This is a genomic window from Saccharothrix obliqua, assembly GCF_019375475.1.
Classification (GTDB): Bacteria; Actinomycetota; Actinomycetes; order Mycobacteriales; family Pseudonocardiaceae; genus Actinosynnema; species Actinosynnema obliqua.
The window spans coordinates 204,321-225,137 of sequence record NZ_JAHXGQ010000005.1 but is presented as its reverse complement, the minus strand read 5'-3'; the positions used below and the strand labels follow the sequence as shown (position 1 = coordinate 225,137).

Annotated in this window: 16 protein-coding genes; 11 read left to right on the top strand and 5 right to left on the bottom strand. The window is 75.1% G+C overall.

Annotation, left to right across the window (positions count from 1 at the left end):
- The first annotated feature begins 248 nt into the window (after nucleotides 1-248).
- Together KZQ38_RS17825 and KZQ38_RS17820 are read left to right on the top strand one after the other, a co-directional pair.
- The gene (locus KZQ38_RS17825) at nucleotides 249-4,280 is read left to right on the top strand and encodes a WD40 repeat domain-containing protein (RefSeq protein ID WP_219443227.1); all 4,032 of its coding nucleotides are present in this window, start codon (nucleotides 249-251) and stop codon (nucleotides 4,278-4,280) included.
- An 88-nt stretch (nucleotides 4,281-4,368) separates the two neighbouring features.
- A complete protein-coding gene (locus KZQ38_RS17820; RefSeq protein ID WP_219443226.1) occupies nucleotides 4,369-4,878 on the top strand; it encodes a DUF2165 domain-containing protein in 510 nt (169 codons plus the stop codon).
- Here the strand turns inward: KZQ38_RS17820 and KZQ38_RS17815 are convergent.
- Both KZQ38_RS17815 and KZQ38_RS17810 read right to left on the bottom strand, forming a co-directional pair.
- Complete coding sequence (locus KZQ38_RS17815; RefSeq protein ID WP_219443225.1) at nucleotides 4,871-7,267, bottom strand: helix-turn-helix transcriptional regulator; 2,397 nt, start codon at nucleotides 7,265-7,267, stop codon at nucleotides 4,871-4,873. The two genes, KZQ38_RS17820 and KZQ38_RS17815, sit on opposite strands and share 8 nt — an antisense overlap.
- The gene (locus tag KZQ38_RS17810) at nucleotides 7,264-8,499 is read right to left on the bottom strand and encodes an Hsp70 family protein (RefSeq protein WP_219443224.1); all 1,236 of its coding nucleotides are present in this window, start codon (nucleotides 8,497-8,499) and stop codon (nucleotides 7,264-7,266) included. The genes KZQ38_RS17815 and KZQ38_RS17810 overlap by 4 nt, the downstream gene beginning before the upstream one ends.
- Nucleotides 8,500-8,727: 228 nt before the next feature.
- Between KZQ38_RS17810 and KZQ38_RS17805 the strand changes: the two genes are divergently transcribed.
- From KZQ38_RS17805 to KZQ38_RS17795, 3 genes are all read left to right on the top strand, one after another.
- Complete coding sequence (locus KZQ38_RS17805) at nucleotides 8,728-9,612, top strand: IniB N-terminal domain-containing protein (RefSeq protein ID WP_219443223.1); 885 nt, start codon at nucleotides 8,728-8,730, stop codon at nucleotides 9,610-9,612.
- Nucleotides 9,613-9,689: 77 nt separating this feature from the next.
- Nucleotides 9,690-11,480 (top strand): dynamin family protein, encoded by a 1,791-nt coding sequence (locus KZQ38_RS17800; protein WP_219443222.1) that lies wholly within the window; start codon nucleotides 9,690-9,692, stop codon nucleotides 11,478-11,480.
- Nucleotides 11,477-12,841 carry a GTPase domain-containing protein gene (locus KZQ38_RS17795; RefSeq protein ID WP_219443221.1) on the top strand — a complete coding sequence of 455 codons (1,365 nt, stop codon included), beginning with the start codon at nucleotides 11,477-11,479 and terminating at the stop codon, nucleotides 12,839-12,841. Before KZQ38_RS17800 ends, KZQ38_RS17795 begins: the two co-directional genes overlap by 4 nt.
- Here the strand turns inward: KZQ38_RS17795 and KZQ38_RS17790 are convergent.
- On the bottom strand, nucleotides 12,834-13,649 hold the full coding sequence (locus KZQ38_RS17790; protein WP_219443220.1) for a LysR family transcriptional regulator: 816 nt from the start codon (nucleotides 13,647-13,649) through the stop codon (nucleotides 12,834-12,836). The genes KZQ38_RS17795 and KZQ38_RS17790 overlap by 8 nt on opposite strands.
- Before the next feature lie 76 nt (nucleotides 13,650-13,725).
- Here KZQ38_RS17790 and KZQ38_RS17785 point away from each other — a divergent pair, with 76 nt between their 5' ends.
- Nucleotides 13,726-14,541: a PhzF family phenazine biosynthesis protein gene (locus KZQ38_RS17785; RefSeq protein ID WP_219443219.1), complete on the top strand. Its 816-nt coding sequence runs from the start codon at nucleotides 13,726-13,728 to the stop codon at nucleotides 14,539-14,541.
- Between the two features lie 250 nt (nucleotides 14,542-14,791).
- Here the strand turns inward: KZQ38_RS17785 and KZQ38_RS17780 are convergent, their stop codons facing one another.
- Nucleotides 14,792-15,214, bottom strand: a complete 423-nt coding sequence (locus KZQ38_RS17780; RefSeq protein WP_219443218.1) for a nitroreductase family deazaflavin-dependent oxidoreductase — start codon at nucleotides 15,212-15,214, stop codon at nucleotides 14,792-14,794.
- Nucleotides 15,215-15,544: 330 nt separating this feature from the next.
- Between KZQ38_RS17780 and KZQ38_RS17775 the strand changes: the two genes are divergently transcribed.
- The 4 genes from KZQ38_RS17775 (at nucleotide 15,545) to KZQ38_RS17760 (ending at nucleotide 19,136) form a co-directional block, all read left to right on the top strand.
- The gene (locus KZQ38_RS17775; RefSeq protein ID WP_219443217.1) at nucleotides 15,545-16,537 is read left to right on the top strand and encodes a LysR family transcriptional regulator; all 993 of its coding nucleotides are present in this window, start codon (nucleotides 15,545-15,547) and stop codon (nucleotides 16,535-16,537) included.
- Nucleotides 16,538-16,607: 70 nt separating this feature from the next.
- Complete coding sequence (locus KZQ38_RS17770) at nucleotides 16,608-17,669, top strand: gamma-glutamylcyclotransferase (protein ID WP_219443216.1); 1,062 nt, start codon at nucleotides 16,608-16,610, stop codon at nucleotides 17,667-17,669.
- Nucleotides 17,670-17,762: 93 nt separating this feature from the next.
- Nucleotides 17,763-18,350 (top strand): DUF4232 domain-containing protein, encoded by a 588-nt coding sequence (locus KZQ38_RS17765; protein WP_219443215.1) that lies wholly within the window; start codon nucleotides 17,763-17,765, stop codon nucleotides 18,348-18,350.
- Nucleotides 18,351-19,136, top strand: a complete 786-nt coding sequence (locus tag KZQ38_RS17760) for an alpha/beta fold hydrolase (RefSeq protein ID WP_219443214.1) — start codon at nucleotides 18,351-18,353, stop codon at nucleotides 19,134-19,136.
- Between the two features lies 1 nt (nucleotide 19,137).
- Here KZQ38_RS17760 and KZQ38_RS17755 read toward each other — a convergent pair whose 3' ends face one another.
- On the bottom strand, nucleotides 19,138-19,884 hold the full coding sequence (locus KZQ38_RS17755) for an SDR family NAD(P)-dependent oxidoreductase (protein ID WP_219443213.1): 747 nt from the start codon (nucleotides 19,882-19,884) through the stop codon (nucleotides 19,138-19,140).
- 120 nt (nucleotides 19,885-20,004) lie between these two features.
- On the opposite strand from KZQ38_RS17755, the gene KZQ38_RS17750 reads away from it, so the two are divergent.
- A complete protein-coding gene (locus KZQ38_RS17750; protein ID WP_257901643.1) occupies nucleotides 20,005-20,817 on the top strand; it encodes a hypothetical protein in 813 nt (270 codons plus the stop codon).

Here is a 20,817-nt window from a genome sequence, read left to right as displayed (position 1 = left end):
CACCGCTGAGGAGACCCCCAGGACCCCTCAGCGACGACCGGTCCACCCCTCGCTGTAGTTGCTGGCGAAACCACTTCGACCGGTACCCGGCGGAACCTGACGACGTCTGCGCAACGTCCTCGGCAGCTTGGCAGCCCAAGTCGTTAGGGTGGACTTCCGGAGCCGCACCGGCCCGCGAACCACCTGTTCACGCGTTCACACCCGGTTTTCCGGTCCGGACGCCCGGACCTTCAGGGAGGCAGCCGCGGATGGCCCGTTCTGGTCAGGGGGCGGGACCCCGCGCCGTCTTCGCGGAGCGGTTCGCGCTGCTCTACGCCGAGGCGGGCGACCCGCCCCTGAAGCGGGTCACGGAGTCGGTTTCCCGCGCCCGCCGCACCGACGAGCGCGGTCGCCCGGTGCGGGCCACCGCGCAGCGGGTCAGCGACTGGCGGCGCGGCCGGAACGTGCCCGCCCGGTTCTCGGCACTCTCGGTAGTCCTCGAAGTGCTCATCGGCGAGGCACGCAAGTCACGCCCGCAACCGCCCGTGCCCGACCTGTACGACCTGGCCGCGTGGCGGGTGCTGTGGGAGCAGGCGCTCGCCAGCCCGGCCACCGCGCCCGCCGAGGAGCCGCCCAGCTCCGACGAGATCGGCGTGTGCCCCTACCGCGGGCTGGCCGCGTTCCAGGCCGAGGACTCCTCGTGGTTCTTCGGCCGGGAACGCAGCACGGCGGCGCTGGTGTCCCGGCTCGGCGCCGCCGCGGACACCGGCGGGATCGTGGTCCTGGTCGGCGCCTCGGGTGCCGGCAAATCGTCCCTGGTGCGTGCCGGGGTCATTCCCGCGGTGCACGCCGGCGAATTGGCCGTGCCCGGTTCGGAGCAGTGGCCGACCGTATTGCTGACCCCCGGCGCGGACCCGGTGAAGGAACTCGTCCGGCAAATACCGGAATTGGCCGGGCCGCTCGCGGAGCCGGAGCAGGAGGAAATCGCGCCGGAAACGTTCCCCGGGCCGTCGCTGCTGAGCGATCTGCGACTCGCCGCGCACATCCGCGCGGCATTCGCCGCCTACGCCGAGCGGCACGGTGGCGAGCGCGTGCTGGTCGTCGTGGACCAGTTCGAGGAGGCGTTCACGCTGTGCGGGGACGACAGCCTCGTCCAGCTCTTCGTGCAGGCGCTGCACGCGGCGGCCACGCCCGCCGTGCCCGGCGTCGCCGCGCCCGCGCTGGTCGTGGTCGGCGTGCGTGCCGACTTCTACGGCCGCTGCCTGGCGTTCCCCGAACTGGCCGACGCCCTCCAGGAACGCCAGATGGTGCTCGGGCCGATGACCTCCGCCGAGCTGCGGGAGGCGGTGTCCCGCCCGGCCAGGGCCGCCGGCCTGCAACTGGAACCCGGCCTGATCGAGCTGATGCTGCGCGACCTCGGCGTGCGCGGCGGACGGCCGCAGGCCCGCGCCGGGCAGGGCGCGTACGACGCCGGCGCGCTGCCCCTGCTGTCGCACGCCCTGCTCGCCACCTGGCAGCGGCGCACCGCGGGCAAGCTCACCATCGCGGGCTACCGCGCGGCGGGCGGCATCCAGGGCGCGGTGGCCGCGACCGCCGAACGGGCCTGGGCCGACCTCGCCCCGGACGCCCAGCAGGCCGCCCGGCCGCTGCTGCTGCGGCTGGTCCGGGTCGGCGAGGACACCCAGGACACCCGCCGCCGGTCCACCCGGCAGGAGCTGGTCGAGCAGTCCGCGAACCGCGCCGCGACCGAGGAGGCGCTGGAGGTGCTGGCCCGCGCGCGGCTGGTCACCCTGGACGCCGGATCGGTCGAGATCACGCACGAGGCCCTGCTCCAGGCGTGGCCCCGGCTGCGCAGCTGGCTCGACCAGGACCGGGAGGGCCAGCTCCTGCGCCAGCGGCTGGAGGAGGACGCGGCGACCTGGGCCAACCAGCACCGCGACCCCTCGCTGCTGTACCGGGGCGCGCGGCTGGGTACCGCGCGGCACTGGGCGGACGCGGCCGGTCCCGGCGGCCTCACCGGCGTGGCGCAGGACTTCCTCGCCGTCTCCACCCAGTACCGCAAGCGGGCCACGTGGGGCAGGCGCAGCGCCGTGGCGGCCGTGGTGGTGCTCGCGGTCATCGCCGTGACGGCCGCCGTGCTCGCCGTGCGGCAGCGGGACGACGCGGTGTTCCGCCAGGTCGTCGCGGAGGCCGACCGGCTGCTGGAGACCGACCCGTCGCTGTCCGCGCAGCTCGACCTCGTGGCGCACCGGATGCACCCGGAGGACCAGGAGGTCTACACGCGCATCCTGTCCACGCAGGGCACGCCGCTGGCCACGCAGCTCGACGGGCACGAGGGCGCGGTGTACCTGACGTCGTTCTCCCGTGACGGCAACACCCTCGCCACCGCCTCCTACGACGCCACGGTCCGCCTGTGGGACCTGCGCGACCGCGACAACCCCCGCCAGCTCGGCCCGCCGCTGCGCGGGCACAAGCGGTGGGTCAGCTCGGCGGTGTTCAGCCCCGACGGCGGCACGCTCGCCACGGCGGGCGACGACGGCACCGTGCGGCTGTGGGACGTCACCGACCCGAGCCGCCCGCGTGCCCTGGGCCAGCCGCTGGACGGCGACAACGGCACCGTCTACCTGGTCGCGTTCAGCCCGGACGGCCGGACGCTGGTCACCGCCAACGAGGACCGCACCGCGCGGCTGTGGGACATCGCCGACCGGACGGCCCCGAAGCGCCTCGGGCAGCCGCTGGGCCTGCACACCGGCCAGGTGCGCTCGGTGGCGTTCAGCCCGGACGGTCGGCTGCTCGCGGTCGGCGGCGACGACCGGACCGTGGTGCTGTGGGACGTCCGGGACCTGGACCGGCCGACGCCGGTCGGCGCGCCGCTGAAGGGGTTCGACGGGATCGTGCGGTCGGTGGCGTTCAGCCCGGACAGCCGCGTCCTGGCCACCGGCAGCGAGGACCGCACGGTGCGGCTGTGGGACGTGGCCGACCCGGAGGCCGCCCGACCGCTCGGGATGCCGCTCACCGAGCACACCGGCGCGGTCTGGTCGGTGGCGTTCAGCCAGGACGGCCGGGTGCTCGCCACGGGTGGCGGCGACGGCGCGGCCCGGCTGTGGAACGTGACCGACCCGGCGCACCCGATCGTCGTCGGACCAGCCCTGAGCGGGCGCAACGGCACCATCTACGCGGTCGCGTTCAGCCCGGACGGCCGCACCCTCGCCACCGGCAGCCAGGACGCGGCGGTGCGCCTGTGGTCGTTGCCGCGCACCGTGCTGGTCGGGCACTCGGAACGCACCGTGGGCCTGGCGTTCACGCCGGACGGCAAGCGGCTGGTCACCGGCAGCCGCGACCAGTCGATCCGGGTGTGGGACCGGTCCGACCCGGACGGCCCGCGCAGCGCGGCGCAGGTGCGCACCGGCGACGACAGCGGCGTGTGGAACCTCGCGCTCAGCCCGGACGGGCGAACCCTCGCGGAGGTCAGCGACAAGGCGCTGCGGCTGTGGGACCTGTCCGACCCGGGCGTCATCCGGCCGCTCGGCGAACCACACGCGCTGCGCACCAGGTACAGCGCGCCGATCGCGTTCAGCCCGAACGGGCAGGTGCTGGTGACCGGCTCCACGGACGACTCCGCGCAGCTGTGGGACGTGCGGGACCGCGAGCGCCTGAAGCCGGTGGGCAAACCCCTGGTGGGGCACGGCGGGTACGTGCACTTCGCCGCGTTCACGCCGGACGGTCGGACGTTGATCACGGGCAGCGCGGACCGGACCGTGCGGTTGTGGAACACCACCGACCCGGCCGCGGCGCAGCCGGTGGGCCGGCCGCTGGCCGGGCACGCGGGCGCGGTGCGGACCGGCGCGGTCAGCCCGGACGGCCGGATGCTGGCCACGGCGGGCGACGACAAGGAGATCCGGCTCTGGGACCTGTCCGACGTGTCCCGCGTGCGCCCGATCGGCGCACCGCTGACCGGGCACGTCGAGGCCGTGGCCGCGGTCGCGTTCAGCCCGGACGGGCGGACGCTGGCCAGCGGCGGCGACGACCAGACGGTCCGGCTGTGGGACGTGGGCGGACCGGCCCGGCCGCGGGCCAGGGGCCAGGCGCTGACCGGGCACGACTCGGGCGTGCAGGACGTCCGGTTCGCGCCGGACGGGCGGACCGTGGCGTCCACCAGCCTGGACGGCACGGTGCGGCTGTGGGACCTGGACCAGGACGACGCGATCGAGCGGATCTGCACCAAGACGAAGGGCGTGCTGCCCGAGGAGCTGTGGCGCGAGCACCTGCCGCAGCTCGACTACGAACCGCCGTGCTCCTGACGGCACCCCGAACCCCGACCGCACGTAGCCGTCTCGTTCGGCACTTTTCGTCATGGAATTCGCACAGGGTGTCACTAAGTTTCACCCCATGCGTCTACTCGGCCGGGTGGGGAGCCCGCACGCCGCGGTCGCGGTGCTCACCGCCATCACCGGCGTCTACATGGGTCTCGTGGCTCTCGGCAACATCACCGACTACGACACGAACCACGCGTTCGTGCAGCACGTCTTAGCCATGGACACGACCTTCCGGTCACCCAACACCGCTTATCGGGCGGTGACGAACCCCATCGCGGTGAGCGCCGCGTACGTGTTGATCATCGCGTGGGAGGCGGTCACCGCCGCGGTGTTGCTGGTCGGCGCGGCGGCGTGGGTGCGGGGCCGGGCCGTGGCACGTCCCCTGTCCGGCGCGGGGTGGGTGATGCAGGCGCTGCTGTTCGGCGTCGGCTTCCTCGCGATCGGCGGCGAGTGGTTCCAGATGTGGCAGTCGAAGGAGTGGAACGGGACGTCGCCCGCGTTCCAGAACCTGGTGATCGCCCTGCTCGGCCTCGTCCTGCTGCACGCCACCCGCCCCGCCGACCGGACGGCCGCCGTCAGGTGAGCATCCGGCGGAGCTGGTCGAGCAGTTCCGCGCGGCTGGCGCAGCCGAGCCGCCGGCGGATGCGGGCCACGTGGTGCTCCACGGTCTTCGCGGAGATGAACAGCCGGTCGCCGACCTGCTTGTAGGTCAGGCCGCCGACGACCAGTTCGGCCACCTCGCGCTCGCGGTCGCTGAGCCGGTCCGCGGCGGGGTGGCCGGACAACCCCGCCGGCTCGGCCGCGGATTCGGCGGTCCGGCGGGCCGCCGGGCGGCCCTGGAGGAGGCGGGCGCGGTCCAGCAGGCGCACCATGGCCTGCCGGTCGGACGTCCTGATCGCCGCCTGGCCCGCCAGCCGGGCCGCGTCCCACCACTGGCCGGCGGCGTGCAGACCGCACGCGGCCTCCTCGACGCGGTCCGCGTCCACCTCGCCCGCCAGCACGTCGAGCCAGCTCTCGGCCGCCGCCGACAGCACCGCGCAGTGCCCGCCGCCGGACGCGTGCGCCGCGAGCGCGGCGGCGTGCTCCTCGGCCGCGGCGGTCTCCTCGCCGATGATCGCCGCGTGCAGCAGGTTCCAGCGCAGCTGCGCCGACCACAGCGGCGGGTCGCCGAGCCCGTGCAGCAGGGTCCGCGCCGCGGCCAGGTGCGGCGCGAGGCGGTGCTGGTCGCGCAGCCGGGCCGCCGCGGCGGCGAACTCGCCCAGCGGCAGGAACGCGTACAGGTCCACGGGGTGCCGCAGCACGGCCTCGCACGCCTGCTCCCAGGTGCGCCGCAACGCCGCCAGGTCGCTGTCGCGCCGGGCCACGCCGACCTCCAGCGCCACCGCGAACAGCCAGTCGCGTGGTTCCAGGGACCGGCCGGCCACGCGCAACGCCGCCACCACGTCCCGCGCCCGTGCCAGGTCGCCCCGGACCATCGCCGCCCACGCCCGCAGCAACCGGTGCCGCACGGCCATCAGCTCGCCGCCGGACGCCGTGGCCAGCGCACGGTCCAACACGGACTCGGCGACCGCGACCTCACCGCCGTGCAGCGCGACCAACGCCGCGAGCGCCGCCGGGGTGTCCGGCAGCAGCACCGCGGCACCGGCGGGCTCCAGCAGCCCGGCGGCGCGGACCAGGGTGGCCAGCGCGGTCGTCGGGGCACCCGTCACGGACTCCAGGACCCCTTGCGCCATCAGCGAAGCCGCACCGTCGAGGAGGGTCGGCGGCGCGGGCGGCAGCGGACCGGCGGGCACGCGGCCCACCCCGATCCGGCCGACCACCGCGAACGCCGCCGACGTGGCGCTGGGCGACCAGCGGTGCAGCTCGGCACCGCGGGCGAGCTGGCCCCGGTGCGCCAGGGCGATGGCGGCGACCTCCGCCGCCGGGCCGCGGTGCGCGCGGTCGCCACCGGTGATCACGCGGTCGGCGAGCCGCAGCGCCGCGTCCAGGTCGCCCGCCATGGCCGACGCCACCGCCCGCCGCACGGCCACCTCGTCGTCCGGCGTGCCGACCGCGCCCAGCAGGCGGGCCGCCAGGGCGGGGTCGGTGGGCAGCGCCTCGCGGGCCGCGGCCTGGAACGCCGCCGACACGGCCGGCCCGCCGACACCCGTGCCGAGCAGCGGGCGCACCAGGTCCAGCACCGGCCCGCCGGCGCGGAGCTGGAGTTCGGCCAGCCGCTGCCGCACGGCGATCCGCCGGTCGGCGCGGCTGAGCACGGCCACGGCGGTGCGGGCGACGGGCAGCAGCGTGCCGTCCGCCGCGAGCAGACCGGTGGCGCGGCCCGCCTCGATGACCTCGCCGACCGCGTCGGGGTCCCGGTCCAGCAGCCCGCCGAGCAGGTCGAGCCGCAGCCCGGCCCCGGCCTCGGCGGCGAGCAGGAACTTCTGCACGTCGGCGTCCAGCCAGTCCAGGTCGGCGCGGAACGCCGCGACCACCTCGGCGGGCACCTCCGGCGTGGTGAGCCCGGCCAGCCGCGTCACGAACCGGGGCACGCCGCCGGTCTGCCGGTGCACGAAGTCGGCCAAGCCGCGCCCGGCGGCGGGCAGCGCGGCACGCACCCGCTCCCGCGTGAACGGCGCGGGCAGCAGCGGCGGGCGCGCCCGGCCCAGCGCTTCGGCGAGCGCCGCCAGCGCCCGCGACCTCGGCCACGGCCGGTAGGCGACGACGATCCGCGTCCGCCCCTCCTCCACGACGGCGCGCAGGGCACGCAGCTCGTCGTCGGGCAGCAGGTGGGCGTCGTCCACGACGGTGGCCTCCACGCCCGCCACGCGGTAGGCGTGCTCCACCTCGCGGAGCACGGTGGTCTTCCCGTACCCGCCGGGCGCGAGCACGCCCAGCCGCAGCACGGCCCCGGGCGCGGCGGCGATCTCGGCCAGCACCTGACGGGCGTGGTCGTCCAGCAGCGGTCGTTCGGCGGTCGTGCGAGGGCTCAACGGCCGTCCCCCCGGCCACGGCCGCGACCGACCGACGCCAGCCCGCGCACGACGTGCCGCACCGAGCGGCGGCCGGGCAGGTCCAGGGGTGTGATGTCGACCGGCGGTCGGGGTGGTGGTTCCGGCGCGTCCTCGGCCGTCGTGGTGGAGCCGACCGGGAAGCGCAGCAGCGGGTCGTCGTCACGCACCAGCACGGACGTCTCGACGGGTTCCGGTTCGTCCGGGCCCAGCAGCAGGTCGCGCCCGGCGACCGCCGCGCCCCTGGCGACGGTGGTCTCCGGCGCGGCCTCGCGCACCACGCGGCCGGGCAGCGCGGCCGGCACCAGCGGCACGCGGGCGGTGCCGCCGACCACGACCGTCACCTCCGGCGTGAGCACCCGGGCGACCCGCTCGAACACGGCGGCGGCCTCCTCGACGTGCGGCCGGATCAGCCCTTCGAACTCGGCCCTGGTCAGCGGGACCTCCACGACACCGGTCGGCAGGTGCACGGGCACGACGGCCTCGAACGCGTGGGACAACACGCGTTTCGCCGCCTCGCAGTCCCGCCGCAGCCGCGCGTGCAGGCCGCGGGTGCGCGGGTCGTCCGGGTCGAGCGCGGCGAAATCGCGGCCGAGGGCGGCGCGGACGTGCTCGAACACCAGGTCGTCGTAGTCCGCGCCGGCCGCGACGTCCACGCCGTCCGCCCAGGCCACCAGGTCGAACGGCGGGCGCACGACGGCGGCGTGGCACGTGTGCGCGCCCAGGCCGAGCACGCCGACCGGACCGCGCCCGAACGCCGCGGCGGCGGCCAGCGGTTTCGCCAGCAACGTCACGTCCGGCAGCCCGACGTCGTTCAGCGCGCGGTGCGCGAGCGCCCGCGCGTGGGGTCCCCAGGACGGCGGGTGGGCGAGCACGACCCGTTCGGCGGCCTCGCCCTCGCGCTCGGCGACGCGGCCCACCACCCACAGCACCAGCAGGGCGGTCAGCTCCTCGGCGGTGAACCGGGCGGTGCCGAGCACGACCGGCACGGCGTCGCCGACGCGGCGGTGGAACCCGGTGGCCGTCCACCGCGGGTCGCCCGGCTCGCCGACGGCGAACGCGCCGTCGGCCGTGAGCAGCAACGACGTGGCGACGCCACCGCCGGGACCGCCGAGCCCGACGGGTTCGGGCTCGGCGCGGCCCGCGCCGCCGAGCCGGCACACGGCGGCGGTGGTGCGGGTGGAGCCGACGTCGACGCCGAGGACGTACGGCACTTCGGAGCCTCCTCCACTCGGCCGGACGCGGTAACGGGATACCTACACGGAGCTACCAAGGGATGACAAGCCGATCCCCTAACCCCCTAGGGAGTGAACGAGGAGCACCCCAACGCAGATGCGCCACAAACCCGGAGTGATCCCCGATGGCCGCCGGTCCCCCGTTGCCTAGGTTGCCGTTGAGGCCGGGCCCACCCCTGCCGGTCCTGCCCGGACACCGACACGACCATGGAGACACCGATCATGGGCAGCAGCCCCAACACGTTGCACGACTTCGTCCTCGACCTGCTGAGCAACCCGACCGCGCTGGCCGACTTCCAGGCCGACGCCGAGGGCGCCCTGGCCGCCGCGGGCCTGAGCGACATCAGCGCCCTGGACGTGCAGGAAGTCCTCCCGCTGGTGCTCGACTACGCACCCGCGGGCACCCTGCCCGCGCTGGACGGGGCGCTGCCCGCCGACCTGCCGGCCGCCGACCTGGACGCCGACGACGCCATCGGCAGGCTCCAAGCCGTGGCCCAGACCCTCGCCGCCGCGCCCGGCTCGTCCGACGTGAACTCCGCGGCGGCGGGCGCGCTGAGCACCAACGGCGTGTCGGTGTTCGGCGGGTTCTCCGACTGGGGCTTCGGCGAGGCGCCCCGTTCCGCCGACGCCACCCTGGCGGACGACTTCTCCGCGGTGGGCGACGTGACCGGCGCCCTGGACGACGCGCTGCCCACCGCGACCGGCCCGGTCACCGACCTGGCCGGTGCGCCGTCCGACGTCCCGGGCGGCGCGCTCGCCGGCGGGGCCACCGACGCGCTGCCGGACGCGCACGGCCTGACCAGCCAGGTGTTCGGCGCGGTCGACACGCTCGACGGCGTGGTCGACGGCGTGACCGGTGGCCTCGCCGGCCAGTTGCCCGGCACGGTGCCGGACGCGGGCCGCGCGGTCGACGTGCTGGACCCGGTGGAGCTGCCCGACCCGGGCATCGCCCCGGAGACCACCGTGGGCACCGTCGAGGACACCACGGGCATCGCCGTGAGCGACGTCACCAGCCACGTGCCGGCCACCGACGCGCCGCTGCTCGGCCTCGGCGCGACGAACCTGCCGGTGGTCGACGACCTGTTGTTCTGAGCGACCGGTGAGGGGTCGGCGTCCGCCGGCCCCTCGCTTTCCCCTCACCGGGTGAATACAGCAGACTCTGCGGAGTGATGTCCGCACCCTGGCTCGACGTGCTAGACGACACGATCCGGTCCTGCGTCACGCACAACCGGCCGGACCTCGCCGAACGGCTCCGCGAGCAGCGGGCCCGCCAGCTCGACCCGAAGCTGCGCGTCCTCGTGCTCGGCGAACCCAGACAGGGCAAGAGCCAGCTCGTCAACGCGCTGGTGAACGCGTCCGTCTGCGCGGTCGGCGACGACGTCACCACCACCGTGCCGACCTTCGTGCAGCACGCCGAGACCCCGAGTGCCGCGCTCGTCCGCACGAACGCCGACACGCCCACCGAGCGCATCCCGGTGCCCATCGACCGGCTCGCCGGCGAGCTGCGCGCGGGCCGCGTCGACCGGCTGGTGCGCGCCGAGGTCGGCCTACCGCGAGCGCTGCTCACGTCCGGTCTGGTGCTGATCGACACGCCGGGCGTCGGCGATCCCCGTCCCGCGCGCACCGCGAGCACGTTCGCCGCGTTGCTCCAGGCCGACGCCGTGCTGATGGTCAGCGACGCCACCGCCGAGCTGACCGCCTCCGAGCTGGACCTGCTCAAGCGGGCCATGGCGTCCTGCCCGAACGTCGTGGTGGTGCTCACCAAGATCGACCTGGCCACGCGGTGGCGGCACGTGCTGGAGCGCAACCGGGGCCGGCTCGCGCGGGCGGGCGTGGCCGCCAAGCTGATCCCGGTGTCGGCGGCGTTGCGGCTGCGCGCCGCGCGCACCGGGGACCGCGCCCTCAACGCCGAGTCCGGCTTCCCGGAGCTGCTGGCGTGCGTGCAGCGCGACATCGTGGCCGCCGCCGACGTGCTGGCCCGCCGCACGGTCGCGGTGACCGCCGCGTCCGCGCTCCGCCAGCTCGTCGTGCCCGTCCGCGAGGAGCTGACCGCGCACGGCTCGCCGGTCGCCGTGGCCCGGCTGAACGAGGCGCAGCGGCGCGTCGACGAGCTGCGCCGCCGCTCCGCGCGCTGGCAGGCCGTGCTCGCCGACGAGATGGCCGACCTGGTGTCCGACGTGGAGTACGACCTGCGTGACCGGACCCGCCGCATCCTGCGCGAGGTGGACCGGGTGTTCGAGACGGCCGACCCGGCACGCGGGTGGGACGCGTTCGAGGAGTGGTTGGAGGACAACCTCACCGAGGCCGCCGCGGCGAACTTCGCGTGGTTGCTGGACCGGTCGCGGTGGGTGGCGGAGAAGGTCGCGCGCAGCTTCCCGGTGCACCGCGACGACCTGCTGCCGGAAGGGGTCTTCCCGCCGGACGTGCTGGACCGGGTGGCCAAGTTGGACAAACCGCTCATCGAGCGGTTCACGGTGGGGCAGAAGCTGTTCACCGGGTTGCGCGGCTCGTACGGCGGTGTGCTGATGCTCGGGCTGGTGACCAGCCTCGCCGGGATGCCCCTGATCAACGCGATCTCGCTGGGCGCGGGCGCGTTGTTCGGCGGCAAGACCGTGCTGGACGAGAGCGAGCAGCGGCTCAGGCGCCGCCAGGCCGCCGCGCGGGTCGCCGCGCAGCGGCACGTGGACGACTTCCTCCTCAAGTTCGGCAAGGACTTCCGGGACGCCGCCCGCCACATCCAGCGCAGCCTGCGCACCCACTTCAGCACGCTCGCCGACGAACTCCAGGAGACGTTGCTGGAGTCGGCCCGCAGCGCGCGCCGGGCCGTGCAGGAGGACACCACCGCGCGTGAGCGCCGCACGCAGGAGGCGAAGCGCGAGCTGGACCGGCTGGTGCGGCTGTACCAGCGGGTCCAGGCGCTCGGCGACGAGCGCGCCGCGCCGCTGGTGCTCAGCGCGTGACGCTCGCGGAGGAGGTCCGGCTGCTGCTGGAGCAGGCGCTCGCGGTGTACCGGGACAGCCCGCGTGCCGCGGCGTGGCTGCGTCGCCACCGGTCCAGGTTGGACGAACCGGTGCGGGTGGCCGTGGCGGGCGCGTCGCGTGCGGGCAAGTCGACCGCGGTGAGCGCGTTGGTCGGTGAGGAGTTCGTGCCGACCGGGGCGTGGGCGTGGTACCGGGACGGCACGCGGGCGCGTGCCGTCGTGGGCGGGCACGAGGTGCCGATCGCGCGACGCGACGGCAGGGCGTTCGTGGACGTCGGCGACGCGGAGCGGGTGGACGTCGAGTGGCCCGCGCGGTCGTTGCGGGACGTCGTGCTGGTCGACACGCCGGCGGACGCGCCCGTGGAGCAGGTCTACGGCGAAGCGGACGCCGTGCTTTACCTGACCCGGCACGTGGGTAGTGCGGACCTGCGTTACCTGCGGGCCGCGCACGACCACCCGGTGGCGCGTGCCGCGCCGGTGAACACCGTGCTGGTGCTCGCGCGGGCCGACGAGGTCGGTGGCGGTCGGATCGACGCGTTGTCGTCGGCCCGCCTGATCGCCCGCCGCCACCGGCGCGAGCCGCAGGTGAAACCGTTGTGCCAGCAGGTGGTCGCGCTCGCCGGGCTGCTCGCCGCGGCGGCTCGCACGTTGCGTGACGACGAGTTCGCCGCGCTCACCGCGCTGGCGGCGGCGGCACGCGTCGACCTGGAGGACCACCTGCTGTCGGCGGACCGGTTCGTCGGCGAGGACTTCCCCGTGCCGCTGCCCGCGGCGGCGCGGCGGGCGCTGGTCGACCGGTTCGGCATCTTCGGCGTGCGGCTCACCACCACCCTGATCCGCCAGGGGTTCGGCACGCGGGTGCAGCTGACCGGGCAGCTCGTGCAGCGCAGCGGGCTGGCCGAGTTGCGCGAGGCGGTCGGCGCGCACTTCACCGAGCGGCGGGACGCGCTCAAGGCGAGGTCCGCGTTGCTGGGGCTGGACGTGGTGCTGCGCAACGAGAACCGGCCCGGCACGGCCGCGCTGGCGGCGGGCGTCGAACGCGTGCTGGCGTCCGCGCACGACTTCCGCGAGCTGCGGTTGCTGGCGGCGCTCCAGGCCGGGCGGGTGCGGTTGCCCGAGGAGCAGGCGGCGGAGGCGACCCGGTTGGTCGGCGGTCTCGGCACGAGCCCGGCGGCCAGGTTGGGCGTGGAGCGGCTGCCGGGTGACGAGCTGCGCCCCGCCGTGCTGGACGCCCTCGGTCGCTGGCGGGAGCGGGCCGCGGACCCGGCGTCCGACCAGGGCGCCCGACGCGCGGCGGCCGTGGTCGTGCGCAGTTGCGAGGGGGTGCTGGCGGTCAGCTGAGCGCGTCGACGACCGCCCGCACCGCCGCCGACGGCGTCCGGCGCGGGTCGGTCACCAGGAACAGCGTGCTGTCCGGCAGTTCCCGGACGCGGTGCAGCGCGCCCGCGTCGAGCTGCTCGGCGACCGCGACGCGGGGCAGCACCGTCCACCCCAGACCCGCCACGACGCAGGACCGGACGGCCTCGATGCTGCCGAACCGGGTGATGGTGGGCGTCGCGGTCAGCTCCCGCACGAACCGGTCGGTGTAGGAGCAGCCCTCCTCCAGCAGGAAGTACCGCTCGTCCACCGCCACGCCCGGCGCGGCGACCAGCTCGATCGGCTCCACGCCGACGACGTCCACCGCGAGGCCCGGTGCGAGCAGCGCGTCCTCCAGCACCAGGGCGAGGTCCAGGGCGCCGGAGCGCACGCCCGCGACGGCGTCACGCGTGCCGACCGGGGAGAGGTGGACGGTGATGCCGGGCCAGCGCAGGGCGACGTTCGCGATCCGTTGCGGCAGGCGGTAGGCGCACACCGACTCCGGCGCGCCGACCCGCACGTCGCCTTCCACCGCCGTGCTGCCGCGCACGGCGTCACGCAGGCGCTGCTCGGCGGCCAGCACCTCGCGCGCGTGCTCCACGGCCCGCCGCCCGGCCTCCGTCAACCGCGCACCGCTGGGCAGGCGGTCGAACAGGCGTGCCCCGAGGTGTCGTTCGAGGGCCTTGACCTGACTGGTGACGGTGGACTGGACGAGGTGGAGCTGGGCCGCCGTGGCGGTGAAGCTGCCCGTGCGCGCGAGCACGAGCAGGGTGCGCAGGAGCCGGGTGTCCACGTCATCGACAATAGCGATCGAGGGTATCGGAGGGAATCGTTGGCTTCGATGGGGCGCGTCGGGGAAGCTTGCTGTCATGACCGACGTGCTGCGTTACAGCGCTTTCACCACCGACCCGGCGGGCGGCAACCCGGCCGGGGTCGTCCTCGACGCGACCGGGTTGAGCGATGGGGACATGCTCGCCATCGCGGCCGAGGTGGGGTATTCCGAGACGGCGTTCGTCCTGCCCGGCGACGGGGGCGCGTACCGGGTCCGGTACTTCAGCCCGCTGGTGGAGGTGCCGTTCTGCGGGCACGCCACCGTTGCGACCGCGGTGGCCCTGGGGAAGCCCGGAACGCTGGCCTTCTCGACGGCCGCGGGTGAGGTGGTGGTGGAGACCGATGGTCGGACGGCGACGTTGACCAGCGTGCCCACGTCGGTGGTGGCGGTGGGGGACGAGTTGGACGAGGCGTTGGCCCTGGTGGGGTGGGCGCGGGAGGACCTTGATCCCCGTTATCCGCCTTCTTGGGCGTATGGGGGCGCGCGGCACCTCGTGCTCGTTGCTCGGACGCGGGAGCGGTTGGCGCGGTTGGACTACGACCAGCGGGGGTTGGGTGACCTGTTGGTGCGGTACGGGGCGGTGACCGCGCACCTGGTGCACCAGCGGTCGGAGGACGTCTTCGACGCGCGCGACCCGTTCCCGGTCGGCGGGGTGGTGGAGGACCCCGCGACCGGCGCCGCCGCGGCTGCGTTCGGGGGCTACCTGCGTGCTCTGGGGCACGTGCGGGAGCCCCGGCGGCTGACCATCCACCAGGGCGACGACATGGGGCGGCCGAGCGTGCTGCACGTGGACGTTCGCCATGATGATGACCGGGTACGCGTCACCGGCGCGGCAGTGCCGATCAAGGGTTGAGCGGACCACCACGCCCTCGCCACCACACGCCGGCCTACCCGTTGCCGCTGCCCGCTGCCCCACAGGCGAGGGCTGTCTTCCGGGCGGGCTCCCCGGCGGACGAGGAGCGCAGCCACCCCCGCCGCGCCTCCGCGGATCGGACCACCGCGCCCCGGGTCCGGGGTACCGGAGCCGGGCGGCGGTTGCCGGAGCGGCCGGGGCCACGCGGCTGTCGGCGAGGGCGTGGCCGTTCCCGGGCGCGGCGAGGGGGCTAGGCGCGGTCCAGGACGACGACCGGGATCTCTCGATCCGTCTTGCGCTGGTAGTTCTCGTAGTCGGGCCAGACCTCGTTCATCAGGCGCCAGAGCTTCGCTCGTTCCCCGCCCTCCGCGGTCCGGGCGGTCACGGCGAAATCCTCCGCCACCACGCGCACCCACGCCCTCGGGTCGGCCAGCAGGTTCTTGTACCACGCCGGGTGGTCCCGAGCCCCGCCGTTGGACGCGACCACCACGAACGCGTCCCCGTACGTCCGGTAGATCAACGGCGTGCGCCGGGGCTGCCCCGACTTTCGCCCGGTCGTGGTGAGCAGGAGCGTGTACACGCCGTCCTGCCACTCGTGACCCTTCGCGCCGTCGGTCTCGACGTACTCGCGGATGTGCTTGTTCACCCAGTCAACCGGGCTGTCGGCGGCCATGCCCCCGACGCTACCCAGCAAACAGCGGGGCCGCCGGTCGCTACTCCGCAGTCACGACCGGCGGCCCGCGCGGTGGGGTGGGGACGTCCGCACCCCCTCGGCCATCCCGGCTCCCCGGCGATCCCCCGCGCATCCGCCCGCGTAAACGGGTGCCCGGGTCGCTCGACCGCGCCGGTGTCGGGACGCGGTTCGGGACGGGACGGCCACAGCCCGGCACTCAGTAGATCTGGCTCGCGCGCATGTCTTCCTCTCCATCTCTACAGGCGACTTCGCCAACTATGGCTGCCGTGAGGGGTAGCGGCTCATTCAAAAGGGGGATAGAAGAGCGTTATGCCCGACCTTGAACTCCGCCACCTCCGCGCCGTGTGCGCCATCGCCGAAGAGGGCAGCCTGACGAAAGCCGCGATCAGGCTCGGCCTGACCCAGCCCGCCATGAGCGCTCAACTCCGCACCGTGGAGCGCATCGTGGGCGGCCAGTTGTTCGACCGCACGCCCGGCGGCAGCATGCCGACCGACCTCGGCAAGCAGGTGGTCGGCACCGCCCGACTGGTGCTCGACGAGGTGGAGCAACTGGTCAGCCTCGCCCGGGAGAAGACCCGGGACGGCGCGCCCGGACCGCTGATCGTCGGCGGCGTGCCCACCTTGTTCTTCGGCCACTTCGTGGAGGAGCTGCGCCGGACCATCCCCTGCTCGGAAATCCGCACCGAGATCTCCGCCGGCGGCTCGGACCTGCTGGAGCTGCTGGTCAACGGCCAGGTCCACCTGGGCGTGGTCGACCGCTTCGAGGGCATGGAACGCCGCGAGCTGCGTGGGCTGGAGATCCGCCGCCTGATCAGCGAACCGCAGTTCGTGGCCCTGCCCGACTGGGACCCGCTCGCCGGCCAGGAGGAGGTCGACCTCGGCCGGCTCGCCGACCGGGACTGGGTGTCGCCACCGGACGAACTGGTGGGCAACCGGCTCCAGATCTTCAGCGTGTGCGCGGAGGCGGGCTTCACGCCGCGCTTCACCCACCACGTCAACGAAGCGTCCAGCGCACGCAGCCTGGTCGCCAACGGCGCGGTCTCCTTCGCACTGCCGCAGTCGCGCAGCGGCGACGGCATCGTGATCCGCCCGCTGCGCGGCGCGCCGCTCATGGTGGACCTGATGCTCGCCACCCGCCGCGAGGGACCCGCCGCGGGCCGTGCGCACGACGTGTTCCTGTGCGCGGCCCGCGCGTACCACGCCGTGCTACCGCGCAACCCGGGCTACGCCCGGTGGTGGGCGGAGCACCCGGAAGCCCACCCGGAGATCGACGCGGCGCTGCTGCTGGCGGGTCACCGGTGAGCGGCCGGCTGCCCGTGACGAAGGCACCAACAAGCCGTGGACCTCGTGCGGACCTTGCCAGAATGTGTTCATGACGCAGCCCTTCACCGACGATAGCCACCCGGCCGAGCCCTACCCGGGCGCTCGGCCGGGACACTGCTTCGTGCACCTCGACGGCGCCGGGTGGCCGGTGACCCCGGACCCCGCCGCCGACTCCGGGTGGCGGGTCGCGCCGGACGGCCAAGACCTCGACGACTGGCTCGCCGACCGCGGCGAACCACCGCTGGCGGGCCGGCTGCCCGTCCTCGCCTACGGCTCCAACGCCAACCCGGCGAAGGTCACGTGGCTGCGCGCGGAACTCGGGCTCACCGGGCCCGCCGTCGTCCTGCGGGCGCGCTGCGCGGGACTCGCCGCCGTCTGGGCGGCCGGGCTGCGCCGCACCGACGGCCAGCGCCCCGCCACCCTCGCCGCCGCGCCGGGCGTCGAGGAGGAGCACGCCGTCTGGTTCGCCACCCCGGACCAGCTCCGCGTGCTGGACCGCTGCGAGGGCCGCGGCCTGCGTTACCGGCTGGTCCGCGTGCACACCGGCCGGGTCACCCTCTTCAACGGCGCGGAGGTGGACGGCGTGCTCGCCTACACCGGCGCGGGCAAGCGCCGGATGCCGCTGCTGGCCGCCGGGCGACCGGTGCGCTGCGCGGACGTGGACCAGCGCGGCGCGCGCACCCTGGGCGGCCTGCCCGCCGAGAACGACGGCCTCGACGTGAGCCCCGTGCACGGCGACCCGTCACCGGACGACTGGCCGGACCGCCTCTTCACCTACGGCACGCTCCAGCCGGGCATGGCGGCGTGGGACCTGGTCGCACCGCACGTGGTCGGCGAGCCGGAGGCCGTGCGGCTGCCCGGCGCGCTGCACGACACCGGCCGGGGCTACCCGGCGCTGCGCCCCGGCGCCGGTCCGGGCGTGCCGGGCCGCCTGCTGCGGCTGGCCTCGCCCGAGGACGCCCTGCCCGCCCTGGACGAGTACGAGGGCCCGGCGTACCGACGCGTCCGCGTGCCGTTGCCGGACGGGCGGGTGTGCTGGACCTACCTGTGGGCGGGCGCGGTGGACGGGATGCCCGTGCTCGCCGACGGCTGGGTCGGAAACCACCACTGATGGCCCCGTTCCAGTGAATTCTTGGCGAACCGACCCAACCGGCCGCCGACTGGGTACGTCCTCCGGGTAGGACCACGACTCCAGGAGGTGGAGATGAGGCGACTCGTCGCGTGCGGCGCCCTGCTGGCGCTCTCCGCGTGCGGTAGCCCGCAACAGGCCGCCGACCAGCCGACCGGGCCGAGCACCCAGAGCACCCGGAGCAGTCCCACCAGCGCCGCCGAGGTCCCGCCCACGTCGCCAACGTCCGCGCGGCAGGCCGCGGCCGACCGCTGCACGGCCGAGTCGCTGTCCGGCCGGGTCGAGCCGACCGACGCGGGCGCGGGCAACCGGCACGGCCGGTTCGTCGTCACCAACACCGGCGGCGCGGCGTGCACGCTCAACGGCTACAGCGGCTTCCAGCTGCTGGACGCGTCGGGTCAGCCCGTGCCGACGGACCTCCAGCGCACCGACGACCCGGGCCCGACGCGCGTCGACCTGGCGCCGGGCGCGACGGCCGCGGCCAACCTGCACTGGACGGTCGTGCCCGCCGGCGGCGAGCCGGTGGACCGGCCGTGCGAGCCGGAGGCGGCCAACGCCGCCGCGATCCCACCGGACGAGACGCGACCCATCACCGTGGCGTGGGGCCTCGGCCCGGTATGCGGCGGTGGGAAGATCGAGATCAGCGCGTTCTACGCTGCCTAGGTGATCGAGTCGAACGTACCCGGGCACGCCGGGGATCTCGCGGTGCGGACCTGGCCGAACCTGTCGGCCACCTGGCTCGCCGTCCTGGTGCACGGGTACGGGGAGCACAGCGGCCGGTACGGGCACGTGGCCGAGCGGCTGGTGGCGGCGGGCGCGCTGGTGGTCGCGCCGGACCACGTGGGTCACGGCGGTTCGGCCGGCGAGCGCGCCCTGATCACGTCGGTCGACGGCGTGGTGGCCGACGTCGGCGCGGCGATCGGGTCGGCGGCGACCGACCTGCCGACCGTGCTGATCGGGCACTCCGTCGGCGGCCTGGTCGCGGCGCGCTACGCGCAGCTCAACCCGCTCGCCGCCCTGGTGCTGTCCGCGCCGGTGCTCGGCACGTGGCAGGAGCTGGACGCGCTCGCGGCGGACGAGATCCCGGACGTGCCCATCGACCCCGACGCGCTGTCCCGCGACCCGGAGGTCGGCAAGCGGTACGCCGCCGACCCCCTGGTCTGGCACGGCCCGTTCAAGCGGCCCACGCTGGAGGCGCTGGAGCACGCCCTCGAAGAGGTCAACTACGGGCCGACGCTGGAGCACCTGCCGACGCTGTGGCTGCACGGCGACGACGACGCCCTGGTGCCGCTCGCCGACACCCGCACCGGCACGGACCGCCTGCGCGGCCTGCTGTTCGAGGAGCGCGTCTACCCCGGCGCGCGGCACGAGGTGTTCAACGAGACCAACCGCGACGAGGTGCTGGACGACGTGGTGGCCTTCGTGCGCCGCGTGCTGCGCCTGGGCTGACTCACCAGGACTGCTCGACCGGCCGCACCATGATCTCGCTGACCGCCACGTGCGCGGGCTGCTCCACGGCGTACCGGACGGCGTTCGCGACGTCCTCGGCCGCGAGCTGCCGCACCGAGTCGGCCCGCTGCTCGGCGGCGGCCTTGGCGGCCGGGTCGGTGATGTGGTCGCGCAGCTCGGTCGCCACCACGCCGGGCTCGACCACCACGACCCGGACACCACGCGTGGCGACCTCCTGGCGCAGCGATTCGCTGAACGCGTTGAGGCCGAACTTGGTGGCGCTGTAGACGGCGGTGCCCGCACGCGCCACGCGCCCGGCCGTGGACGACACCTGGACCACCGCGCCACGCCGGTCGAGCAGGTGCGGCAGCGCGGCGTGGGTCAGGAACATGACGCCGAGCAGGTTGGTCGACACCATGCGGGTCCAGTCGGTGGTGTCCGCGCCCTCCACGTCGCCGAGCAGCATCACGCCCGCGTTGTTGACCAGCACGTCCAACCCGCCGAACGCCTCGACGGTCCGCGTCACGGCGGCCCGGCACGCCGCCTCGTCGGTGACGTCCAGCTCGACGGCGAGCGCCTCGACCCCGGCCGCGGTCAGCTCGCGCTCCAGCGCGGCGAGCCGGTCGACCCGCCGCGCGGCCACCACGACGGACGCCCCGGCCCGCCCGAGCGCGATCGCGGTGGCCGCGCCGATACCCGAGGACGCCCCGGTGACCAGCGCGACCTTGCCCTGAAGGTTGTTCGTCATGGCGTTCAGCCAACACGATGGCGCGCGCTGCCGGTCAAGCGGGCGCGGAGCGCCGGATTGGTCCGGTCGGCCGAGTTTGCCCGCGCGGTGCGGGCTGGGGGCGGAAGAGTTCCGCGAATCATGGACAATCCCGGTGCGATGGTGGGCGAAGACCTGGAGCTGCTGATCACCGTGGTGGTCGCGGCGAACGACGAGCGGCAGGCGCGGGACGCCTGTGCCGGGCTGCTGCGGCGGGTCGGCGGGCAGGTCGTGCGGGCCGTCGACTGCTCCGACGAGGAACCCGGGTGCTGGTCGGTGACGGTCCGCCGGCGCAGCGGGGAACGGGTCGGGCAGAACGTGGCCGGCGCGCTGGCCAGGGCCGTCCGCGCGTTCGTCCGCTCGCTGGGCGACGACTTCCCGCTGCCGCGCGTGGCGTGCGAGCCGCCGACCGCGTGGACCGTGCTGGAGGACCCGCACCGGCTGGCCGGGCTCGTGCCGGGGGCGGAACGGGTGCTCGTGGAGGTCTGGGCGGGTGGCGACCCGCACCACCGGGAGGCACCGCCGGAGCCCGCGCCGCCGGTCGCCGAGGCGCCCGCGGGTGGTTGCCGGCTGCTGCTGCGGGTGGACGTGGCGACCGACCGGGAGGCCGGCGCGGCGTGGCAGGCGCAGGCGGTAGCGAGCCGGGTCGCCCGGAGTGGCAAGATCACCCGGGTGGCTCCCCAAGGGCACCTACTCAGCGTGCACGTCGATCTCGGACCGAGCGCGGATTCGCCCGCGGCGGCACTACGCGACGCGGTTTCCGCACTGGGCCGTTCGGGGTGGGCGCCGGTCGAGCGGGTCGGTGAGTCGGCGGTCGTCCGCTGGTCGGCGGCACCCGTCCCGAACAGCGGGATCACCGCGATGGAACTCACCGCTACACCCGCTTCGGCATTCGTGTGGACGGTGCCCGGCTGA